General features: G+C 63.9%; 18 protein-coding genes. 9 read left to right on the top strand and 9 right to left on the bottom strand.

Annotated features, from left to right (window positions below; all coding sequences use genetic code 11):
- Positions 1–418: 418 nt before the first annotated feature.
- From HBJ55_RS15875 to HBJ55_RS15890, 4 genes are read right to left on the bottom strand one after another with little or no spacing between them, the layout of a single operon-like run.
- Positions 419–3,289, bottom strand: a complete 2,871-nt coding sequence (locus HBJ55_RS15875; protein WP_167117059.1) for an FAD-binding and (Fe-S)-binding domain-containing protein — start codon at positions 3,287–3,289, stop codon at positions 419–421.
- Positions 3,286–3,954, bottom strand: a complete 669-nt coding sequence (locus HBJ55_RS15880) for a LutC/YkgG family protein (protein ID WP_167117062.1) — start codon at positions 3,952–3,954, stop codon at positions 3,286–3,288. Before HBJ55_RS15880 ends, HBJ55_RS15875 begins: the two co-directional genes overlap by 4 nt.
- Complete coding sequence (locus HBJ55_RS15885) at positions 3,951–5,405, bottom strand: LutB/LldF family L-lactate oxidation iron-sulfur protein (protein WP_167117065.1); 1,455 nt, start codon at positions 5,403–5,405, stop codon at positions 3,951–3,953. Before HBJ55_RS15885 ends, HBJ55_RS15880 begins: the two co-directional genes overlap by 4 nt.
- Entirely contained in the window at positions 5,402–6,157 is a 756-nt protein-coding gene (locus HBJ55_RS15890) for a (Fe-S)-binding protein (protein WP_167117068.1), read from the bottom strand. The genes HBJ55_RS15885 and HBJ55_RS15890 overlap by 4 nt, the downstream gene beginning before the upstream one ends.
- A gap of 312 nt (positions 6,158–6,469) precedes the next feature.
- On the opposite strand from HBJ55_RS15890, the gene HBJ55_RS15895 reads away from it, so the two are divergent.
- From HBJ55_RS15895 to HBJ55_RS15905, 3 genes are read left to right on the top strand one after another with little or no spacing between them, the layout of a single operon-like run.
- On the top strand, positions 6,470–7,243 hold the full coding sequence (locus HBJ55_RS15895) for a GntR family transcriptional regulator (RefSeq protein WP_167117071.1): 774 nt from the start codon (positions 6,470–6,472) through the stop codon (positions 7,241–7,243).
- A gap of 10 nt (positions 7,244–7,253) precedes the next feature.
- Complete coding sequence (locus HBJ55_RS15900) at positions 7,254–9,170, top strand: sensor histidine kinase (protein ID WP_338072036.1); 1,917 nt, start codon at positions 7,254–7,256, stop codon at positions 9,168–9,170.
- Entirely contained in the window at positions 9,163–10,545 is a 1,383-nt protein-coding gene (locus HBJ55_RS15905; protein WP_167117077.1) for a sigma-54-dependent transcriptional regulator, read from the top strand. Before HBJ55_RS15900 ends, HBJ55_RS15905 begins: the two co-directional genes overlap by 8 nt.
- Here HBJ55_RS15905 and HBJ55_RS15910 read toward each other — a convergent pair.
- The 3 genes from HBJ55_RS15910 to HBJ55_RS15920 form a co-directional block, all read right to left on the bottom strand.
- Complete coding sequence (locus tag HBJ55_RS15910; protein WP_167117080.1) at positions 10,521–11,192, bottom strand: metal-dependent hydrolase; 672 nt, start codon at positions 11,190–11,192, stop codon at positions 10,521–10,523. The genes HBJ55_RS15905 and HBJ55_RS15910 overlap by 25 nt on opposite strands.
- Positions 11,193–11,298: 106 nt before the next feature.
- Positions 11,299–11,862 carry a gamma carbonic anhydrase family protein gene (locus HBJ55_RS15915; RefSeq protein WP_167117084.1) on the bottom strand — a complete coding sequence of 188 codons (564 nt, stop codon included), beginning with the start codon at positions 11,860–11,862 and terminating at the stop codon, positions 11,299–11,301.
- A 41-nt stretch (positions 11,863–11,903) separates the two neighbouring features.
- The gene (locus HBJ55_RS15920; protein WP_167117087.1) at positions 11,904–13,244 is read right to left on the bottom strand and encodes a sodium-dependent transporter; all 1,341 of its coding nucleotides are present in this window, start codon (positions 13,242–13,244) and stop codon (positions 11,904–11,906) included.
- A 143-nt stretch (positions 13,245–13,387) separates the two neighbouring features.
- Here HBJ55_RS15920 and prlC point away from each other — a divergent pair, with 143 nt between their 5' ends.
- From prlC to HBJ55_RS15940, 4 genes are all read left to right on the top strand, one after another.
- A complete protein-coding gene (gene prlC / locus HBJ55_RS15925; RefSeq protein ID WP_167117091.1) occupies positions 13,388–15,439 on the top strand; it encodes an oligopeptidase A in 2,052 nt (683 codons plus the stop codon).
- Between the two features lie 73 nt (positions 15,440–15,512).
- Positions 15,513–15,758, top strand: a complete 246-nt coding sequence (locus HBJ55_RS15930) for a YheV family putative zinc ribbon protein (protein WP_167117094.1) — start codon at positions 15,513–15,515, stop codon at positions 15,756–15,758.
- A gap of 417 nt (positions 15,759–16,175) precedes the next feature.
- Positions 16,176–17,162, top strand: a complete 987-nt coding sequence (locus HBJ55_RS15935; protein WP_167117097.1) for a TAXI family TRAP transporter solute-binding subunit — start codon at positions 16,176–16,178, stop codon at positions 17,160–17,162.
- Positions 17,163–17,250: 88 nt separating this feature from the next.
- The gene (locus tag HBJ55_RS15940; RefSeq protein WP_167117100.1) at positions 17,251–19,446 is read left to right on the top strand and encodes a TRAP transporter permease; all 2,196 of its coding nucleotides are present in this window, start codon (positions 17,251–17,253) and stop codon (positions 19,444–19,446) included.
- A gap of 86 nt (positions 19,447–19,532) precedes the next feature.
- Here HBJ55_RS15940 and sodC read toward each other — a convergent pair whose 3' ends face one another.
- Positions 19,533–20,075, bottom strand: a complete 543-nt coding sequence (gene sodC, locus HBJ55_RS15945) for a superoxide dismutase family protein (protein WP_167117103.1) — start codon at positions 20,073–20,075, stop codon at positions 19,533–19,535.
- A 56-nt stretch (positions 20,076–20,131) separates the two neighbouring features.
- Complete coding sequence (gene metF, locus HBJ55_RS15950; RefSeq protein ID WP_167117106.1) at positions 20,132–20,986, bottom strand: methylenetetrahydrofolate reductase [NAD(P)H]; 855 nt, start codon at positions 20,984–20,986, stop codon at positions 20,132–20,134.
- A gap of 352 nt (positions 20,987–21,338) precedes the next feature.
- On the opposite strand from metF, the gene HBJ55_RS15955 reads away from it, so the two are divergent.
- Both HBJ55_RS15955 and HBJ55_RS15960 read left to right on the top strand, forming a co-directional pair.
- A complete protein-coding gene (locus HBJ55_RS15955) occupies positions 21,339–21,650 on the top strand; it encodes a hypothetical protein (RefSeq protein ID WP_167117109.1) in 312 nt (103 codons plus the stop codon).
- Positions 21,651–21,677: 27 nt separating this feature from the next.
- Positions 21,678–22,022 (top strand): hypothetical protein, encoded by a 345-nt coding sequence (locus HBJ55_RS15960; RefSeq protein ID WP_167117111.1) that lies wholly within the window; start codon positions 21,678–21,680, stop codon positions 22,020–22,022.
- The last annotated feature ends 40 nt before the right edge of the window (positions 22,023–22,062 follow it).

Consider the following 22,062-nt stretch of genomic DNA (forward strand, 5'->3'; position numbering starts at 1 on the left):
AGCTGACTCTGTCAGCGGCCTCGCCAGCGCCCTGCGAGGAAGGCGTATTCTACCGATCCGACCGAGCTTGTCAACTCTCTTCGAGGCCGTCACCGTAGTGAACCTGGCGTCGAGGACCGGCGTCGCCGGCGGTCGTTTCGCGTGGGGCGCATTCTACCGAATCCGCCGTGTCCGTCAAGCCGGAATTTTGCGAAGCGAGTCGAAAAATCCAAAGCGGGACAGTCACTTACCACTCTTCCCACCGCTGGCTACGTTGCCCGTCGCCGGCAGCGGATGCGTACTTTACGGTTTTCCCCGCGCCCCTGCAAGGGCCGCTTGTAAAAAAGTTTCAGAATGACGGCAAGCTCATGAAGGTTCGATGACGGCAGCGCTATCCACAGGCGCTCGCAGGCGAGCGCCTGTGGATGAAATCACAAGCTCAAGCGCCAATCCGGTTGCGACTGGCGCGATCCAGCAGCGACAGGATGGAACGATACGGGATGCCGCCATGCAGCGACAGGCCGATCTCGCAGGTGCGCGAGTTGGAGTAGCCGGCGTCGCACGCTTCCACCTGCCCGGCCAGCCCCTTGAGCGCCGAGGCATTAAGCTCCGGCGTAACCAACCCCTTGTCGCCGGCGAAACCACAACAGGTGATCTCGGCCGGCACAACGACTTCACGGGCACAGGCCCGAGCCAGGGCCACCATGCGCTCACCCAGTCCCATATGGGTACTCGAGCAGGTCACATGGACAGCCACGCGTTCATCGAGGGGAGTGATCTCCAGGCGCGGTAAAAGATGATCGTGAGCGAAGGCCACTGGCTCCTGCACGGTAAGGCGCCCATCCAACCGCCCCTGCATATGCAGCACGCAGGGGCTGGTGTCGCTGAGAATCGGGTAGCGTCCGTTCTGGCTTGCCACCAGCAGCTCTCGATTGAGCTCGCGCGCCTTGTGTGTTGCCTCGTCGAACTGGCCCTTGGACTGGAAGGCCATGCCACAGCAGAGATGCCCCGACATCTCGGGCACGATCACCTCGAAGCCGGCCTTGTCGAGCAGCGAGAGCGTGGTCTCCATGATCGAACGACTCTCGCTATCGCCATGTCCTGCGCCGAATACTCGGGTGGCACAGGAGGGAAAGTAGATCACTTTTTCTCGCGTGCTGTCGGAAACGCGCCCCCGGCCGAGCACGCGTACCGGGGCCGCCTTGGGCAGGGTAGGTATCCATTGCGGCACGCGCCTGCCACTCGCCTGGGTAATGGCTCCGCTGACCCTGGAGAGCCCATGCTCGCCGAGTATGGCCCGCCCGGTACTCGCCAGGTTGAGCACGCCCCGAGCCAGGCGCGTGGTGCCGGAGAAATGCCGCCCCACCCGCCGGGCCATATCAGCATGCTGGGCCAGCCGCTCATGACGTAGCTCGCGTATCAGCTCGCCGGTATTGATACCCACCGGGCACTGGGTGGCACAGAGCCCATCGACGGCACAAGTCTCGTCGCCGGCGTAGCGATAATCCTCGCGCAGCCTCTTGAGCCGTTCGGCCTCTTCGCTGTCGAGGCTTGCGCCCAGTGCCTCGAGCCTGGCCATTTCGCGGGCGGCGACGATACGTTGACGCGGCGTCAGGGTGAGGTCCCGAGAGGGGCAGACATGCTCGCAGAAGCCACACTCGATGCACTTGTCGACGATGGGGTCGGCGGCCGGTAGCGGCTTGAGGTTCTCCAGGTGCAGCGTCGGGTTGCGGCTGAGAATGACATCCGGGTTCAACAGGTTCTCGGAATCGAACAGTGCCTTGATCTGCCACATCAGGGCATAGGCTTCGGGGCCCCACTCGAGTTCCACATAAGGTGCCATGTTGCGTCCGGTGCCGTGCTCCGCCTTGAGCGAACCACCATATTTGACGCCGACCAGTTGCGCGACCTCGTCCATCAATGCCTGGTAGCGCTCCACCTCGCCGGGCTTCTCGAAGCCTTGAGGAAAGACGAAGTGAAGATTGCCCTCCAGCGCATGGCCGAACAGGATCGCCTCCGGATAGCCGTGGCGATGGAAGACCTCGGTCAATGCCAGCACGCCCTCGTCGAGGCGCTCGATGGGAAAGGCGACGTCCTCGATGATCACCGTGGTACCGGTGTCGCGCACCGCGCCGACGGCGGGAAAGAGCCCCTTGCGGATCTTCCAGTAGAGCTCGTAGGTGCCCTTGTCATGGGTAAAGGCAACTGGCTCCAGGGTGTGTATACCCTCGAAGATGGCCTGTACCGCCTGGAGCCGCTCTTCGAGCTGCAACTCGTCGTCGCCACGCACATCGATGAGAAGCGCCGCCGCCCCGTCGGGCAGAGTCTTGAGCACTTCGGGCATGCCCGGCTTGCTCTCGACCGAGCGCAGTGCGGCGCGGTCCATCAACTCCACCGCCCAGACCGGCGCCTGCTTCAGTGCGATGGTGGCGCGGCAGGTGGTGGCCATGTCGGGCAAGAACACCAGCGCGGCGGCCTTGTGCAGCTCGTCGACTACCGTCTCGTAGGTAATGGTGCTGATGAAACCGAGCGTGCCCTCGGAGCCGATCATGAGGTGCTTGAGAATCTCGATGCCATCGTCGAAGTCGATCAGACTGTTGAGCGCGTAACCGGTAGTGTTCTTGAGCCGATACTTGTGGCGAATTTTCTCGGCAAGCGGCTCGTTGCCCCGGGTCTCGGCAGCGAGCCGCTCGAGCCCTTCGACGAGTTCGGCATGGCTACGCCGGAACGCCTCGCGGCTGGCCGGGTCGGCGGTGTCCAGGCGGGTGCCGTCGGCCAGTATCACCCGCATGTCGCGCACCGTGCGGTAGCTGTTCTGCGCCGTGCCGCAGCACATGCCCGAGGCGTTGTTGGCGGCGATTCCGCCCACCATGCAGCTGTTGATGGAGGCCGGATCGGGGCCGATCTTGCGCCCGAAGGGGGCCAGCAGCTGATTGGCCCGCGCGCCGATCACCCCGGGCTGCAGGCGGATGGCCCGGCCGCCCTCGAGGATCTCGTGCCCGCGCCAGCCCTCGCGCAGCTGGATCAGCACCGAGTCGGTTACCGCCTGCCCCGACAGCGAGGTCCCGGCGGCGCGAAAGGTAACAGGCAGGCCGCGCTTGCGACAGCCGGCCAGCACCGCCATCAGTTCGTCTTCATTCACCGGACGAACCACCAGCCTGGGAATCAACCGGTAGAAGCTGGCATCGGTACCGTAGGCCAGGGTGCGCAGCGGGTCGTCGATAAGTCGCTCGACATCCATGATTTCGAGCAGCTCACGCTTGAGCTCGTGCCAGGCGTCGGCAGGTGTCGCCCCCGTTGCAGCCCTCATGGGCATTGCTCGCGGTGGCGCAGCAGAACGACCAGCTCGCGAGGGCCATGCACGCCGTAGGCCAGGGTCTGCTCGATATCGGCGGTCTTGCTCGGCCCCGAAATCAGCAGAGCGTTGGTGGGCATGTCGTCGGCCCAGCCGTTGCGCTCGATCACGTCGAAAAAGGTGTCCTCGACGGTGTCGGCATCGAGCACGGCGATATGGATCGGCGGCACCAGGCTCAGCAGGCGCGGCTCGTCGGGCGTCGGCCACAGCCACAGGCTGCCGGTCTCGGCGATAGCCCCGCGGGTGGAGGTCAGGCCGGCGTCGGCGTCGTGGAACTGCTCGTGTCGCCAGGCTTCGATGTCGCGGTCGGCGTCGATCAGTACGACGCCGCCCTCGGCGAGTGCCGCACGCGCCTCGGCGGCCACGGGATGCTCCCGGCCCAGCGCCAGGCGGCGAATGCCTTTGGCCTCTAGCACTTCGACCAAGGCGGAAGCCCAGGCATCGCAGGAGGTATGGATCACCTCGCCATGCACGGAGGTGATCCAACGCTCGAAGCGCGCCAGTCGCTCTTCGCGCCCCCAGCCGCGCCCTGTGACTACGGCAAAGTCGCTCTCGGGGGCCGTCAGCGGGCCGTCGGCGCGTTCACGCAGGCGCTTGAAAATATTGTCCCGGGCGCTCATGGACGCTCCTCCCTTTTGGCCTTTTCCGCCTGGTGCCGCTTGACCAGTTCATGCAGCGATTTCTTGGCCGGCTTGGGCGCGGTGCGGTATTCGGTCCATGGCCCCAGCTTCGACGGGGCCAATGCCCGCAGCTTGCCGGCAAGCGCCGCACCACTGCGCCAAGCGGTGGGGTGTGTGGCCAGCCACTGGAAACCCTTCCAGGCCGCCGCTTCCTTCCTGGTGCGCTTGACCCCGGCGCCAGGCACGTTGCCGCGCCCCTCGCCCACCGACTCGCGTCGCAGGCGCACCAGCAGGTCGGGTATCGGGATCTTCACCGGACATACCTCGCCGCAGGCGCCGCACAGGCTCGAGGCGGTGGGTAGATCCTTGGTTTCTTCCAGCCCCATCATGTGCGGCATCAAGATGCTTCCGATGGGGCCGGGATAGGTGGTCCCGTAAGTGTGGCCCCCCACTCGGGTATAGACCGGGCAGTGATTCATGCAGGCACCGCAGCGGATGCAGCGCAGGGTGTCGAGCAGCTCGTTGTCCTGATAAATATTCGAACGGCCGCTGTCGACCAATACCAGATGAACCTCTTTCGGCCCATCGTGCTCGCCCGGCTTTCGCGGTGAGCTGATCATGTTGAAGTAGGTGGTGACGTGCTGGCCGGTGGCCGAGCGAGTGAGCAGCGCATACAGTGGTGGCACGTCGCGCAAATGCTCGACCACCTTCTCGATGCCGGTCACGGCGACATGTACCGGCGGCACCGCAGTCGTCATGCGACCGTTGCCCTCATTTTCCACCAGGCACAGGGTGCCGGTCTCGGCGACGGCGAAGTTGACCCCCGAGATGCCCACGTCGGCTGCCATGAAGCGCTCGCGCAACTGGGCCCGTGCCGCCGCGGTCATATAGTCGACGTCCCGGGTGCGCTCGATACCCGTCTTGTCGTGCATGATGTCGGAGATCTCATCGGTATTGAGATGGATCGCCGGCATGATGATGTGAGAGGGCGTCTGCTCGTTGAGCTGCACCAGGTACTCGCCCAGGTCGGACTCCAGCGCCACGATGCCCGCCTCTTCCAGATGGGCGTTGAGATGCATCTCCTCGGAAACCATCGACTTGCCCTTGATCACGGCCTTGGCATCGTGGCGCTGGCAGATCTCGCGGATGATGCGGCACGCCTCGTCGCCATTCTCGGCCCAGTGCACCTGGATGCCGTTGGCCTGGCAGTTGGCCTCGAGCCGCTCGAGCAAGTCGGGCAGCTTGGCCAGCGCCCGCAGGCGAATGCTGGCACCCAGCTCGCGCAGGGTTTCGAGATCCCAGTCGCTGAACACGTCACGCCGCTTACCCATCAGGCCATCCATCGCCCGACGGAAATTGGCGCGGATCTGGGGGTTGCCGAGGGCATCGTGGGCCTGACGATGAAATTCGCGTGGTGTGTAGGTCTGCACCGACTCGCGTGCTGAGCTCATGAGGTTCTCCGCCACAGGTAGCTGGCGATATGCTCGCCCTCGATCGCCTTGTCCTGATGCTCGAAGCGGCCGGCGATGTTCATCAGGCAGCCGCAGTCGGAGGTAACGAAACGCGTCGCTCCGGTGGCCTCGATCGCCTGGGTCTTGTCCTCGACCATGGCGGCAGAAACCTCGGGGTGGCGCACCGCAAAGGTACCACCGAAGCCGCAGCACTCAGCGGCACGCGCCTGCTCCACCAGTTCGACCTGGCCCATCCTGGCCAGCAGTGTCGGGCCTGTTTCGCCCAGCCCCATCTCACGTCTGGCGCTGCAGGAAGTATGCATGGCGATTTTCTCGGGCTGCCCGCGGTCCTCGAGCCTGAGCTGGCAAACATGCAGCAGAAATTCGGTAAGCTCGAATATCCGCCCGGCCACTTCTTTTGCCTGCGCCTCGTGCTCGGTACCGGCGAAGAGCTGGGGGTAGTGGGTACGCATCATGCCGCTGCACGAGCCTGAAGGAACGACGATCGGCCAGGACTCGGGGAAAAGGTCGAGCTGGGCCATCGCCACAGCCCGCGCCTCATCGTGATAGCCAGATGTGTAGGCCGGCTGGCCGCAGCAGGTCTGCCCTTGGGGGAAAATCACCTCGATACCTTCACGCTCGAGCAAGCGAATGCCATCCAGACCGGCGTCCGGGTAGAACAGGTCGATCAGGCAAGTGCCGAAGAAGTAGACCTTCTCCGGCTTGGGTGGATACAGCTTGACTGGCGTCATGAGGCTCCCTCACTGTCGGCCCGGAGGCAGTAACGGTCTGCTGATTATAGCTTTCTGGTTATGTGATAATTGGTAAAACCAATTTACCTAAATAGGTCGTTGAACCTTAGGACTCACCATTGGCAGTGTCAACGCCAAGTCCCATTTTACAGCCCGAGCCCGCATAGACTTTCGTCTATCCGCCACCTGCCTTAATGACTTCTTCAAGGAAATTGGACTTGGCATTAGTGTCAAGTCATTTGCAAGGAGATGTATTTCAGGCCACTATTGGTAAGACCAATTAAGCGAACACCGACTCTCCAAGGAGTCCGCATGACCTATCAGAACGTGCGCCAGCCGCGGCTGGCCGACGTCATCACCGAGCGCCTCGAGGCGATGATTCTCGAGGGCAGCCTCAAGCCCGGCCAGCGCCTGCCACCGGAGCGCGAGCTGGCCGAGCGCTTCGGGGTGTCGCGTCCCTCGCTGCGTGAAGCCATCCAGAAGCTGGCGACCCGTGGCCTGCTGACCAGCCGCCAGGGCGGCGGCACCTTCGTCACGCGCGAGCTCAATAGCGGCTACAGCGATCCGCTGCTCGACATGCTGGCCAGACACCAGGAGTTCCACCTGGATCTGCTCGAGTTCCGCGACGCCATGGAGGGTATTTCGGCCTATTATGCCGCGCTGCGCTCCACCCCGGCCGATCGCGCCATGCTGATCAAGCGCTTCGAGGAGCTGGAAGCCTGCTTTGCCGGACGCGACCCGGAGCTGGAAGCCAAGGCGGATGCTGCCTTCCACCTAGCCATCGCCGAAGCGGCGCACAACGTGCTGCTGCTGCATACCATTCGCGGTATTTTCCACTTACTGGAAAAGAGTATCGTCGACAATCTTGCCCACCTGTTCGAGAAACCCCAGTCACGGCCGATGCTGATGAAGCAGCACCGAGCCCTGCTCGACGCCATTCTCGAAGGCCGGGCCGAGGATGCCCGCGCGCGCTCCCATGAGCATCTGGTCTTCGTCGAGGAGGAACTGCTCGAGATGGAGCGTGCCGAGACCCGTGCTCAGCGAGCACTGCGACGCGCCCAGGCGCTGCCGGAAATCCAGCCCTGAGGAGCGCCGTGTGAAAGGTCCGCACCGCCCGCCTCGCATCTCGGCTCGCCTGCGCCGGCTGCTGCTGTTACTACTGCCGCTGGGCCTGGTCGTGGTCATGTGGCAGGCCGCCCAAGTGGCGCGCGAGCAGGCGCTGCTAACGTTGATGCGCGAAGCCGAGAACGAGCTGCGCCTCTCCGCCGCCGGCCTCGAAGGGCATCTAACTCGCCACGATTACCTGCCTCAGCTGCTGGCCTCACGGGAAGTGGTGCGACGCTTCCTGCTCAACCAGGGGCAGCAGGATCCGATGCCGCTCAACCTGCTGCTCGACCAGTTCCGTGCCACCGCCGATGTCTCGGATGTCTACCTGCTGGATGCAAACGCGAATACCGTGGCTGCCAGCAACTGGCATCGGCCCGATACCTTCATTGGCCAGAACTACGCCTTCCGCAGCTACTACCAGGATGCCATCCAGGGCAAACGCGGCCGTTTCTACGGTCTGGGCGTCCAATCGCTGGAGCGTGGTTACTATTTCTCGGCCCCGGTGTGGCTCGACGATACCGCCCCCGACGCCCGCCCCAGCGGAGTGATGGTGATCAAGGTGCTGCTCGATGCGATCGAGGAGAGTTGGGCCGAGCAGGACGCCGAACTGATGGTGACCGACGAAGACGACATTATCTTCATGGCCAGCCATCCCGCGCTGCGTATGGCCGCACTGCATCCGCTCTCCGAGCAGGAGCGCCAGGCGCTGCTGGCCACTCGCCGCTACGCCGACGAGCCGCTGTCGCCATCGGGCATCGAAGTCTTCTCCCAGCGCAGCGATGGTAGCCAACTGGTGCGCTTCAATCAGGGGGCGCTGGCCGGCAGCCGCTATCTCGGCCTGGCCCGCCCCATGGAAGCATTCGGATGGAACATGCACATCCTCAAGCCACTCGGCACCGTTTATCAGGCACAGTGGCTGGCCGCCGCGCTGGCCGGTGGGCTCTACGGTGTGGTCGTCCTGGCCGGCGGCATCGGCTGGCAGCGCCTGCGGCTGCGTCGGGAACGGGAGCTGTTCGCCGAGCGCGAGCGCCACACCCTGGCCCGAGCGCGGGATGAGCTGGAGCGCAATGTGGAGCACCGCACCCGCGACTTGCTGGAGACCAACCGCCTGCTCTCCGACGAGATCGAGGAGCGACGTCGGGCGGAGGAGAATCTTCGCCAGACTCGCGACGAACTGATCCAGGCCGCCAAGCTTGCCGTGCTCGGCCAATTGGCCGCCGGCATCAATCATGAACTCAACCAGCCGTTGGCCGCCATTCGCGCCTACGCCGAGAATGCCCGCGCCTTCCTCGAGCGCCAGCGCCTGGAAGCCGCCGATGCCAACCTGGCCCAGGTCGTCGAGCTGACCGAGCGCATGGCCGAGATCAGCGCACAGCTGCGCCAATTCTCGCGCAAGAGCGATAGCTCGTTGACGGCGGTATCGGTGCAGGCATGTTTCGATTATGCGCTGCGGCTCTACCAGAACCGCCTACGCGAGGTCGAGGTGATACGCTGCTGGGATGATGAGGTCTGGGTGCATGCCGACCTGGTTCGCCTCGAGCAGGTGCTGGTCAACCTGATCGGCAATGCGCTTCAGGCCATGACGGAATCGCCCGTGTCCAAGCTCACCCTTGGCATCGAGGTAGAGCTGGCCCAGGTGAGGATCAGCGTTACCGATACCGGCCCCGGCATTCCGCAGCCGCATCTGTCGCGCATCTTCGAGCCCTTCTTCACCACCAAATCCCCAGGTAGCGGACTGGGGCTGGGATTGTCGATCTCGGCGCGCATCATCAAGGACTTGGGAGGCAGCATCGAAGCCACCAATCAACCTGGCGCCGGTGCCTGCTTCACCATTACCCTGCCTCGCGAGGAACGTCCCGGCGCTTCCCAGCCATCGCCAACCCAGGAGCAGAGCTCACATGCATGACCCGGCGGCCATTCCGGTACTCATCATCGACGACGAACCCCACCTGCGCATTTCCGCCGGCCAGACCCTGGAGCTGGCCGGCTACCAGCCGGAACCCCACGCCAGCGCCGAGAGTGCTCTGGAAGCGCTCGCGCCCGACTTTCCCGGCGTGATCGTCAGCGACATCCGCATGCCCGGCATGGATGGCATGGCGCTGCTGCGCGAAGTCCGCCTGCGCGACCCCGACCTGCCGGTCATCCTGATCACCGGTCACGGCGACATCTCCACCGCCGTGGAAGCCATGCGCGAGGGCGCCTGGGACTTTCTGGAGAAGCCCTTTGCCGGGGAGCGGCTGGTCGAGATGGTTCGCCGCGGAGTCGACAAGCGACGCCTGAGCCTGGAGAACCGCCAGTTGAAAGCCGAACTGGAAGCACAGCAGGCCGCCCCCGGCCCACGCCTGGTGGGGCGAACCCCTGCCATCCAGCGCCTCGCCTCCATGGTGCAGCGCATCGCCCAGGTGGAAACCGATGTACTGCTGTTCGGCGAGACCGGCACTGGCAAGGATCTGGTGGCGCGAGCCATTCATGAGCGCAGCCCACGCGGCGGACACCCCTTCGTCGCCATCAACTGCGGCGCGGTACCAGAGAGCATCATCGAGTCGGAGCTGTTCGGCCATGAAAAAGGCGCCTTCACCGGCGCCGTGGAACGGCGCATCGGCAAGTTCGAGCACGCCAACGGCGGCAGCGTGTTCCTCGACGAAATCGAATCCATGCCACTGGCGCTGCAGGTCAAGCTGCTGCGAGTGCTGCAGGAGCGCTGCGTCGAGCGTCTCGGCGCCAATGAGGCCGTGCCACTGGACATTCGCGTCATTGCCGCGACCAAGGTGGACCTCAAGCTGGCCGCAGAAGCCGGTGAATTCCGCGAGGATCTCTATTACCGGCTCAACGTCGTCACCCTGCCGATCCCGCCGCTGCGCGAACGGCGAGAGGACATTCCTCTGCTGTTTCAGCACTTCGCCGTGGTCGCCGCCAACCGCAGCGGGCTGGAAGCCCCGCCGCTGGACACCGGCGGCATCTCCTCCCTCATGGCTCACGACTGGCCCGGCAACGTGCGCGAGCTACGCAATCTGGCCGAGCGCTACGTACTCCTGGGTTCGGCCTTCGATTACCGCCTCGATGGGTTGCTGGAGGGCGTCGAGGCGGACAACCCCGAGCTGGCGCTGCCGCAGCAGGTGGAACTGTTCGAGAAGAGCCTGATCAGCCAGTCATTGGTCAGCCACCGTGGACGCATCACGGAGGTCTGCGAACACCTCGGGCTGCCGCGCAAGACGCTCTACGACAAGCTGCGTAAATACAGTCTCAGGGCCGAGGACTACCGCCAGAAAGTCGACCCCTGAAGCACCAGCTCCTGAAGGGTGGTGAAGGGCGGCAGCCAAGGCAGCAGACTCGCCGCGACCAGCAGCATGAACAGCGAATTACCCGGTGCATTGTAATCGAACGGCTTGATTGCCGTGCCGAAGGAGCGCTTGAGCCGCGCACCGGTAAGATCCACGCTGTAGAGCTCATCGAGCAGCAGATGGATGCAGTAGCCCAGCAGCAGTGCCAGCCCTTGGGCCCAGGCAAGCCAGGCCGGCTGGCCGAGCCACTGGTAGCCGGCAACGCTGGTCGCCAAGCCGCACAGCACGGCAGCCAGCAGCGAGTGCCAGATGCCGCGATGCACGGAAAAGCGCTTGAAAATCGGGCTGAGTACGAGGCGCACCCCGACATAGAGCCCGCCGCACACCATCAGCAGCGCACCTGGCTCGAGCTGAGCGTGCAGCAGGAGCACTCCCACCATTACCGCCAGCACGGCCATGGTATTGAAGATCAGGCGCACGGCGTGGGAATGATCGGCATCGATATCGGGCAGGATGCCCCCGAAGGCGGTCAATGCCCCAAGCGGTAACGCCTCGCTCGGCGTCCAGACCCCACCCTGCCAGCCGGCAAAGGCCAGCAGGGCGCCGCCGCCCACGGCGGCACTCAGATGGGTGCGAAAATCGGCCATGCCGGGCAAACCCTCTTTAGCTGAATAAATATACAGATTATCGCTTGCCCAGCGCAGAAAAACAAAGACTTGGAAGTCTCTCGTTGTCAAGTCACGTAGCGCAGCGTTACCCCGCTGACGACTCACCATATTCAGCCAGATACTGATCCTTCAGCCGCACGTAGTTGCCAGCGGTATAGGGGAAAAAAGCACGCTCCTTGTCCTTCAGCGGACGCAGCGCCTTGGCCGGATTGCCGGCATAGACGAAGCCGCTCTCGAGGCGCTTTCCTGGGGTCACCACGGCACCGGCAGCGATGATCACCTCATCCTCGACCACTGCGCCGTCCATGACGATGGCGCCCATGCCCACCAGGATACGATTGCCCAGGGTGCAGCCGTGCAGGATCGCCTTGTGGCCGATGGTGACGTCGTCGCCAATGGTCAAAGGAAAACCGTCGGGGTTGAAATCGCTGGCGTGTGTGATGTGTAGCACGCTGCCATCCTGCACGCTGGTACGGGCACCGATGCGGATGCGATGCATGTCACCACGAATCACCGCCATGGGCCAGACCGAACAGTCGTCGCCCAACGTCACGTCGCCCAGCACCATGCAGGACGGGTCTACGTAGACTCTCGCCCCCAGAGAGGGTCGCGTGCCTTGCCAGCGGCGAATGGGATCGTTTGCGTTCATGCTATCTCCAGCCGGCGCCCTCGCCGGTCGCATCAAGTGTTTTACAACAACCCCGCCACCAGTACAGCGGCCACCAGGGGGATCGAGACCCAGCGTACCACCACTTGCCACAGGCGAAAGCCCGACTCACCGGCGCCCAGGGCTGCCTGTGCCTCCCGTCGCGACATGATCCAGGCGGCGAAGACGGCGATCAGAAGACCACCCACCGGCAGGAAGATCTCGGTGGGAATGGTGGTGACCAGGTCGAAGAAGTTCATGCCGAACAGAGGGCGCCATTCGGCCAGGGCGGAGAAAGACAACACCGATAGCAGCCCCACCAGCCACACCGAGACACCAACCACCGCCGCGGCTTTGCCGCGACTCAGCCCCATTCCTTGCAGGGTGGCCACCATGGGTTCGGCCAGGTTGATCGAAGAGGTCCAGGTCGCGAGCAGCAGCAACAGGAAAAACACACTGAGCCACAGCGCCCCCCAGGGCAGCTCGGCAAAGGCGATAGGCAGAGTGACGAACATCAGTCCCGGCCCCTCGCCGGGATCCATGCCCTGGGTGAACACCACCGAGAAGATGGCGATACCGGCCAGCAATGCCACGCCGACGTCGAGCACGGCTACCGCTCCGGCCGCACGCGGCAGGCTCTGATGCTCCGGCATATAGGCGCCGTAAGCCATCAGTGCACAGGCCCCTAGCGCCAGAGTAAAGAAGGCATGCCCCATGGCGTGCATGACCACCAGCGGAGTGATGGCCGAAAAATCCGGCTTGAACAGCCAGGCCAGCGCCGCGCCGAACCCATCGGTAGTGGCAGCGTAGCCGGCAAGCAAAACCAGCAGCAGGTAGAGCAACGGCATCAGCAGGTTGTTGAGCCGCTCCAGCCCCTTGGCTACGCCCCCCGCGACCACGGTCATGGTCATGAAAAGGAAAAGCGTATGGTTGAAGGCCATTCGGCGCGAATCGCCCAGGAAAGTCTCGAACCCGGCGGCTATCTCGTCGGCGCCGCGGCCGACGAAGCCGCCATTGACCGCCGTGATGAGAAACTCGATGGACCAGCCCGAAACGACGGAGTAGAACGACAGGATGCAGAACACGGTAAAGGCGCCGAACAGTCCCAGCAGGCGCCAGTGACGGCTGGCCCCGACCAGGCCGGCCAGATGACCCAGCGACTGCATGGGCGCACGCCGTCCCGCGCGACCGATCAGGATCTCGGCCATCATGACCGGCAGTCCCAGCAGCAGCACGAAAGCCACATAGAGCACCAGGAAGGCAGCCCCGCCATTCTCTCCGGTGATGTACGGGAAGCGCCAGATGTTGCCAAGTCCCACCGCAGCGCCCGTCACGGCCAGGATGAAGGCCCGCCGCGTACTCCAGCGTTCCAGGGTTGCGTTCATGCCGTCACCTCGACTTTCGTGGAGGCGCAAGCCTATCAGGCCGGCCCATAACCACCAATCCCCTTGGGGATTGAAACCCGCCTCCTGCGGCCGCATCTAACTGCTATTCGCTTTTACCCGCCCGACTTCAACCCGAGGTGCGCATGCCCCACAATCCGCTGCTTGAGTCACATGAGCTGCCCCCCTTCGCCGCGATCAAGCCGGAGCACGTGGTACCGGCGATCGAGAAGCTGCTCGCCGACAATCGTGCTGGCACCGAGGCCCTGGTCGAGCGAGCGCAGCAGGAGGCGCCGACCTGGGAGAGCCTGGCCGCGCCACTCGAGGCGCTCAACGACCGGCTGTCTCGTGCCTGGTCACCGGTTTCGCACCTCAATGGCACCATGAACTCACCGGCCCTGCGCGAGGCCTACCAGGCCTGTCTGGGCAAGCTCTCGGATTACAGCACCTGGCTGGGCCAGCATGAGGGGCTGTTCCGCGCCTGGCAGTCGCTCAAGGAGGGGCCGGCCTGGGCCGAGCTGGATGAAGCCCAGCGCCGCAGCGTCGACAATACCCTGCGCGACTTCCGCCTCGCCGGGGTCGACTTGCCGGCGGAGCAGAAGAAGCGCTACGGCGAGATCAAGGCGCGCCTGTCGGAACTCTCCAATACCTTCTCCAACCAACTGCTCGATGCCACCCAGGCATGGCACAAGGACATCGACGATACGGCCAGACTGGCCGGCTTACCGGAGAGCGCCCTGGCGACACTGGCCGCCAATGCCGAGGCCAAGGGCCTCAAGGGCTACCGCATCACCCTCGATTTCCCCAGCTTCTACCCGGTGCTGACATTTGCCGACGACCGCGAGCTGCGCCGCGAGGTCTATACCGCCTTCGTCACCCGCGCTTCGGACCAGGGTCCCAATGCCGGCGAGTACGACAACGCACCGATCATCGAGGAGACCTTGGCCTTGCGCCACGAACTGGCCGAGCTGCTCGGCTTCGCCAGCTATGCCGACCTGTCCTTGGCCACCAAGATGGCCGAGTCACCCCGCCAGGTGCTGGATTTTCTCGACGACCTTGCGCGCCGTGCGGTGCCTCAAGCCCGGGAGGAGTTCACCGAACTCGAAGCCTATGCTCGCGAGAGTTTGGACATCCCCGCGCTGGCCCCCTGGGATATCGGCTATGCCAGCGAAAAGCTGCGCGAGGCTCGCCACGCCATCTCCCAGGAGCAGCTACGCCCCTACTTCCCCGCGCCAAGAGTGGTCGACGGCCTGTTCCGCGTCGTCGAGCGACTCTACGGCGTCACCTTCGAAGAGGATCTCCAGGCGCCCCGCTATCATCCCGAGGTGCGCTATTTCCGCATCCTGGAGAATGGCGAGCCCATTGCCGGCTTCTACCTCGACCTCTACGCGCGCGAAGGAAAGCGCGGCGGGGCCTGGATGGACGAGTGCCGGGTACGCCGCTGCCACGAGGATGGCAGCCTTCAGTTGCCTGTGGCCTACCTGACCTGCAACTTCACCCGCCCCGTGGGCGACAAGCCGGCGCTACTGACCCACGATGAAGTCACCACCCTGTTCCACGAGTTCGGCCATGGCCTGCACCACATGCTGACCCGGCAGACGGTGGCCGAAGTGTCCGGCATCAACGGCGTGGCTTGGGACGCAGTGGAACTGCCCAGCCAGTTCATGGAGAACTACTGCTGGGAGCGCGAGGGACTCGACCTGATCGCCGGACATGTCGATAGCGGCGAGGCATTGCCCGCCGAGCTGCTGGAGCGACTGCAGGCCGCCAAGAACTTCCAGTCGGCCATGGGCCTGCTGCGCCAGCTGGAGTTTTCGCTGTTCGACCTGCGCCTGCATCATGAGCTAAGCGCGCCCACGGCGGCCGAGGTGCAGGCCCTGCTCGACGAGGTGCGCGACGCCGTGTCGGTCGTGCCGAAGGCCGACTTCAACCGTTTTCAGAACGGTTTCAGCCACATCTTCGCCGGCGGCTATGCCGCAGGCTACTACAGTTACAAGTGGGCCGAGGTACTCTCTGCCGACGCCTGGAGCGCCTTCGAGGAGGCCGGCATCTTCGATTCGGAGACCGGGCGTCGCTTCCGCCGCGAGATCCTCGAGCAGGGCGGTGCTCGCGACGCCGCAGAGCTGTTCCGGGCTTTTCGCGGTCGCGAGCCAAGCGTCGAGCCACTGCTGCGCCACAGCGGTATCCGTGCTGCCTGACACCGCGAGCACGGCAAGGTATCGTTAGCCACAGCGCCGCCGGACTCACCGGCGGCCATCCTAGGGAGATTCCATGGCCGTTCAGAAACGCTTCATTGCCGGCGCTATCTGCCCCCGCTGTGCCGAGATGGATCGCATTCGCTCCTGGGAGCAGAACGGCGTGCGTTACCGCGACTGCGTCAGCTGCGATTTCTTCGAGCAGGCACCGATCGAGGACGAAGCGGCTGCCGAACTGGAGACGCGCGTCAACCGTGAGCGCGAGGAGCAACAGCGCGACACCATCCAGACCGTGAAAATTCTCGACCCTCGAAGCCGCTGAGGGATCGACTTTTCAGTCTTCGCGCTGACGATGTCGCCCGGCCGGGGCACGGCCTTTATGCGATGTACGTCGCGTACTCACCAGCCCACCGTCTCTTCCCCTGGCGGAACCCGCCCTCACTGAGAGCAGTCTCCTGCCAAGGGATCAGGAGTGTGCGGATTTCCGCATATCGCGCCCAGGCAACTGTGCGGGACTCCATCCCCGACTCGTTCGGAAGCGTTCGACCTTGGTCTAACAAATCAATGGCAACACATTGATACCGTTCAGTAAAATTACAAGTGGCACAGCGACTGCTATATATCCTATGCCAAACGTCAGTCCGGCGCTCACCGCGCCAGGGCAGTTTCTGCACCATACTGAATGTCCAGCGTGTCGTCAGACCGCTGAGGTATAACCACAAATGCAACGGAGATAGCCATGCGCAACGTCACTCCCAAAGTGCTCACCGGAACCCTGGCCAGCGCCCTCGTGCTCGCGGCAGCGTCGGCCTCGGCCCAGGATCGTTCCGACTGGCCGAGCAACTTCACCGTGGGCACTGCCAGCCAGGGCGGCACCTATTTCGTCTATGGCTCCGGCTGGGCCAACCTGATCGCTGACGAACTCGACATCTCCGGCGGCGGCGAAGTTACCGGCGGCCCGACCCAGAACCTGGCGCTGGTGCATGGCGGCGACGTGGCCTTCGGCCTGACCACCATGGGCCCGGCTTCGGACGCGGTGAAAGGCGAAAGCCCGCTGGCGCCGGGCGTGCCGATGGATAACGTCTGTGCGCTCTTCCCGATGTATGAGACGCCGTTCTCCATTACTGCCCTGTCCAGCTCAGGCATCGAATCGATCTCGGACATTCCCGACGGCGCCCGCATCGGCTTCGGCCCGGCGGCCTCCACCTCGGATACCTACTTCCCGGCCATGCTGGAGGAGTTGGGAGTGAACTTCGAACGCCGCAACGGCGGCTGGAACGACCTGGGCGGCCAGCTGCAGGATGGCCTGCTGGACGTGATCGCCTTCGCGGCCGGCATTCCGATTCCGGCGGTCAGTCAGCTGGAAGTGCAGACCGACGTGAATATCATCCAGTTCACCGAAGAAGAGCAACAGCAGGTCATCGACGCCTTTCCCGTTTCCGAGTTCATGATTCCTGCCAGCACCTACGAGACGCTGGAGGAAGACGCGCGTGCCGTCTCCATGTGGAACTTCGCCATCGCCGGTTGCGACCTGCCGGAGGACTTCGTCTACGAAGTCACCAAGGTGACCATGGAGAACAACGACAAGATGCGTAACGTGCATCGCAGCGCCGAGCACAGCATTCCCGAGAACCTGGAGCACAACAAGGTGCTGCCGTTCCACCCGGGTGCCGTGCGCTGGTACGAGGAGAACGGCTACGAGATCGACGATTCATTGAAGAAGTAAGCGCCGTCGTTCGGCCAATGCCCTGCACCGCTCGGTGCGGGGCATGTCATGACACAGCTGCAGCACTACACCCGAGGGTGACATCCCCATGAGCAACACTTCCGACCCCCGTTCCGGGGCATCCGAGGAGGCGGTCGAAAAGACCCCTGACTCCATCGCCGAAGGGGTCGACGAGGACATCGTCGAATCCAACCGTAGACTCTACGTCGGCTGGCACTGGCTGGTGGTCGCCGCCCTGGCCATTCTCTACTCCGGTTTCCATCTGTTCTCGCTGAACGTCTATCCGATGGAAACCTGGTCGTTCCGTATCGTGCATATCGCAGGTGCGCTCGTGCTCGGCTATGCCCTCTATGCCGGGAGCCGCTTCGCCGACACGGAAGGTACCGACCGTTCGCCCGCCTGGTTGGCCTGGGCGAGCTACGCGCTGCTGATCCCTGCCATTTACGCCCTGATCCAGGTCTTCTTGATGAACCAGACGATCAGCGGCGGCGCCATGCGCATCGATCCGCAGATCGAGACCTGGCACTTCGGCTATCCGCTGCTGCTTGCCACCGTCGGCGGCATCCTGCTGGCCTGGAGTTATCGTCAGGTACGCGAGAAGCTGTCGCCCGCCGACTTGGTGCTGATGGTCTGCGCCGTGGCGAGCGCCGGCTACCTGCTGGTGGTTTTCAACACCCCGCTGCGTGCCTCTACCGGTACTTCCTTCGCCCCCGTCGGCATCACCTGGGCGGCCATCTCCGGCTCGCTGCTGATTCTCGAGCTGACCCGCCGCGTCGCCGGACTGGCATTGGTGAGCATTTCCGCCATTTTCCTGCTCTACGTGTTCGCCGGCCCCTACCTGCCGGGCTTTCTCGGCTACCCGGGCCTGTCGTTGAACCGCTTCTTCAGCCAGGTCTACACCGACACCGGCATCCTCGGGCCGACCACGGCGGTCTCCTCGACCTACATCATCCTGTTCATCATCTTCGCCGCCTTCCTGCAGGCCTCGAAGGTCGGCGACTACTTCGTCAACTTCGCCTTCGCCGCTGCCGGCCGCGCCCGTGGTGGCCCCGCCAAGGTGGCGATCTTCGCTTCCGGCCTGATGGGCATGATCAACGGCACCAGCGCCGGCAACGTCGTCTCCACCGGCTCGCTGACCATCCCGCTGATGAAGAAGGTGGGCTATCCGGGCCGCAGCGCCGGCGCCATCGAGGCAGCCGCCTCCACCGGCGGTCAGATCATGCCCCCCATCATGGGGGCAGGCGCCTTCATCATGGCCGAGGTGACCGGTATCCCGTATACCGAGATCGCCGTAGCGGCACTCATCCCGGCCATTCTCTACTTCGCGTCGATCTACTTCATGGTGGATTTCGAGGCGGCCCGCAAGGGCATGCGCGGCATGAACAAGGATGAGATCCCGCAGTTCCGTCGCCTGGTCAAGCAGGTCTATCTGTTCGCCCCGATCATCATCCTGATCGCCGCGCTGTTCATGGGCTATTCGGTGATCCGCGCCGGTACCCTGGCCACCGCCTCGGCCGCCGTAGTGAGCTGGATCTCGCCCAACAAGATGGGCCCGGCGGCAATCCTCAGGGCGCTGCAACTGGCTGGCGTGATGGCGATCCAGATCATCGCCGTATGTGCCTGTGCCGGCCTCATCGTCGGCGTGATCTCGCTGACCGGCGTCGGCGCGCGCTTCTCCTCGCTGCTGCTGGGTCTCGCCGGGGTCAGTCAGCTACTGGCGCTGTTCTTCGCCATGTGCATCAGCATCCTGCTGGGGATGGGCATGCCCACCACGGCGGCCTATGCCGTGGCCGCATCGGTGGTGGCTCCTGGTCTGATCAATATCGGCATCCAGCCGCTGGTGGCGCACTTCTTCGTGTTCTACTTCGCGGTGGTCTCGGCGATCACGCCGCCGGTCGCGCTGGCGTCGTACGCAGCAGCGGGCATCTCCGGCGACAACGCCATGTCCACCTCCGTGGCTTCCTTCAAGATCGGCCTCGCCGCCTTCATCGTGCCGTTCATGTTCTTCTACAGCCCGGCCATGCTGATGGAGGGGTCCTGGATGCAGATCCTGCGCGTCGGGGTTACCGCAACGCTGGGCATCGTGCTGCTCTCAGCGACGGTACAGGCGTGGTTCTTCGGCCCAGTCAAGGCGTGGATGCGCCTGGTGATGTTCATAGGCGCCCTGTTCCTGATCTATGGTGGCATCTACACCGACATCATAGGTCTGGCCATCGGCGGGGCGCTGTTCCTGTTCCAGCGCTCCATTCATGGAGGCGGCGCCAAGCCCGTCACTTCAGGCTAACGGCAGTTAATCGTACTGCCTCGAGCAAGAAGGGCCTCGCCATTTGGCGAGGCCCTTTTGCTTGGGCGCGCTCGGATCAGCCCCAGTCAGGCGCCGACCACACCGCAAGCCATGCGGCTGCCGCCGCCGCCCAGCGGCTCGGGTTCGTCGGAGTAGTTATCGCCGCCTTCGTGGATCATCAGGCTGCGATCCTGAAGGTCTTCGACGCTGAGCCGCGGCGCCAGCACCGGCAGGGTCGCTTTCCCGTCCTCGTTGACGATCAGTACTGGCAGGTCGCCGAGGTGACCTTCTCCATAAGGGCCCTCATGACTACCGGCATCTTCGGGGTCGTAATGACCGCCTGCCTTACCGGCAGCCTGCATTTCACCCGAGTCGTTCTCACCCGGCTCGCAGCTGGCATTCTCGTGAACGTGAAAACCGTAGACACCGGGAGGCAGCTCACTCAGGTCAGGGGTAAGCAGCAGGCCGTGATCGGTATCCTCGAAGGAGATGGTGCCGATGGACTCCTCGACACCGTCGGCCTTCACCCAGTTCATCTCGACTTCCTGGCTCTCCTGAGCCTGGGCTTGGCCGAGACCGGTGAGCAGAAGAGTGGCAACGGCCGCTCCTGCAAAATTGGCATGGCGCATCTAGCGTCCTCCTGTTCCTGAATCCATGGACATGCAGGAACAGGCTAGACCCAGATTCAGCGTGCTGCCAGAGAGCCGTCCAGGTTGTCGAGGATCCTCAGGCAGGGATCGGCCTGGTTGAGAGTGTAGAAGTGCAGGCCGGGGGCACCGCCCTCGAGCAACCGTTGGCACAGCCGCGACACCACCTCGGTCCCGAACTTGGCAATGGCATCGCTGTCGTCGCCGTAAGCCTCGAGCTGTTTGCGGATCCAGCGCGGGATCTCGGCACCGCAGGCGTCGGAGAAACGCGCCAGTTTTGTGTAGTTGGTGATCGGCATGATGCCGGGCACGATAGGTGCCTCGACGCCCAAGGCCCGGGCACGCTCGACGAAATGAAAGTAGGCTTCGGCGCTGAAGAAGTATTGCGTGATGGCCAGGTCGGCCCCAGCCTTCACCTTACGCGCGAAGTTTTCGAGGTCGCGCTCGAAGTTCGGCGCCTGGGGATGGGATTCGGGATAGGCCGCTACGGCGATCTCGAAGTGGTCACCGGTTTCCTCGCGGATGAACTCCACCAGTTCATTGGCATAGCGCAGCTCGCCGATGCCGCCCATGCCGGAGGGCAGGTCGCCACGCAGAGCCACGATACTGTCGATGCCCTCCTCGCGATACTGAGCCAGCAGATCGCGCAACTGCGCCTTCTCGCTGCCAATGCAGGACAGGTGCGGTGCCGTGGTGATGCCCGCCTCACGAACGGCCTTCACCGTATTCAGCGTGCGGCTCTGGGTCGAACCACCGGCCCCATAAGTGACCGAGAAGAAACGCGGGTTCTGCTCAGCCAGCGCGTCACGTACCCCCATCAGCTTCTCGCGCCCCACCTCGGTATTGGGGGGAAAGAACTCGAAACTGATGCCAAGCGGGTACGGCGTACTCATGAAGGAATCTCTCTCTGTTACAGCGCCGTTCGATCGGCGCAACCTGTCGCCCTGGGGCGGCAGTCTGGTAGAAGAACATGCGTTCGGCTTTGCGAATCCCTGCATTCTGCCGCCCCGGCTGACGCCTGACCAATGAAAAGTTTCACGCTGCTGCATGAGCTTCGGTCATAAAGATTGCCTGAAAGGCTCACGCAATCCTCGAGCGGCTGCACGGCATCAAACTTCGCTAACAAAAAATCGCGGCAGTCGTATTGACCCGGATTCGAGTGGCGACGACGCTGAAATTGAGTGACTTCGAGCCCGGGCAGGGAAACGCACCGGGCGGGATCGAACCGGATGAGGAGGGACGCCAATGACGCAGGATCTCATCACCGGCACCGCCGTCTTCGATGACGAGGGCAAGCAGGTCGGCAAGGTGGCCGATGTGAGCGATGTCGAGAAGGTGGGCATCATCACCGAGACGGGAAGCCGCTTCTGGGTGCCCAAGCAACTGATCGCCTATCGCGACGAGCGCTGGATGCTGGAGCCAGGCTACACCGAGATATCGCCCTCCGAGGCCGAAGCACAGCAGGAGGAGCGCGAACTGGACGAGGCCAACGCCGAGACCTTCCCGGCCAGCGACCCTCCCTCCTTCACCATGGGCGACGAGGGCAAGGGAAGCTGAAGCCGTAAGGACGACGAGGAGAGTCACATGGAGAGATCACGCCAGGACCGGGCAGGTACGCAAAGCACCCAGATTCCGGAAGAGCAACGCGAGACACTGCGTGACGGGGCACGGCGACTGACCGACCGCGATATTCCCGACGAACCGACAGCAGGCCACAAGGGGGGCCGTGGCTCACCGGCCCAGGACGATGTCTACCGGCCCGACGCCAACGTCGACGACCAGAAGCATAGCGCCAAGAAACCGGGTATCGATACACGACGGGAGACGACGCCGGTCCGCGGCACGCAAGTGGCTCGCGACAAGACCGCGCACAAGGAGAACATCGACGAACAGGCCGAGCGGGCCAAGTCGAGCCGCCGCAACGGCTGAAGCCACGGCTTGACACAGGGTCGATCGCAGCGTGCTGACA

This window comes from Billgrantia bachuensis (genome assembly GCF_011742165.1).
Classification (GTDB): Bacteria; Pseudomonadota; Gammaproteobacteria; order Pseudomonadales; family Halomonadaceae; genus Halomonas; species Halomonas bachuensis.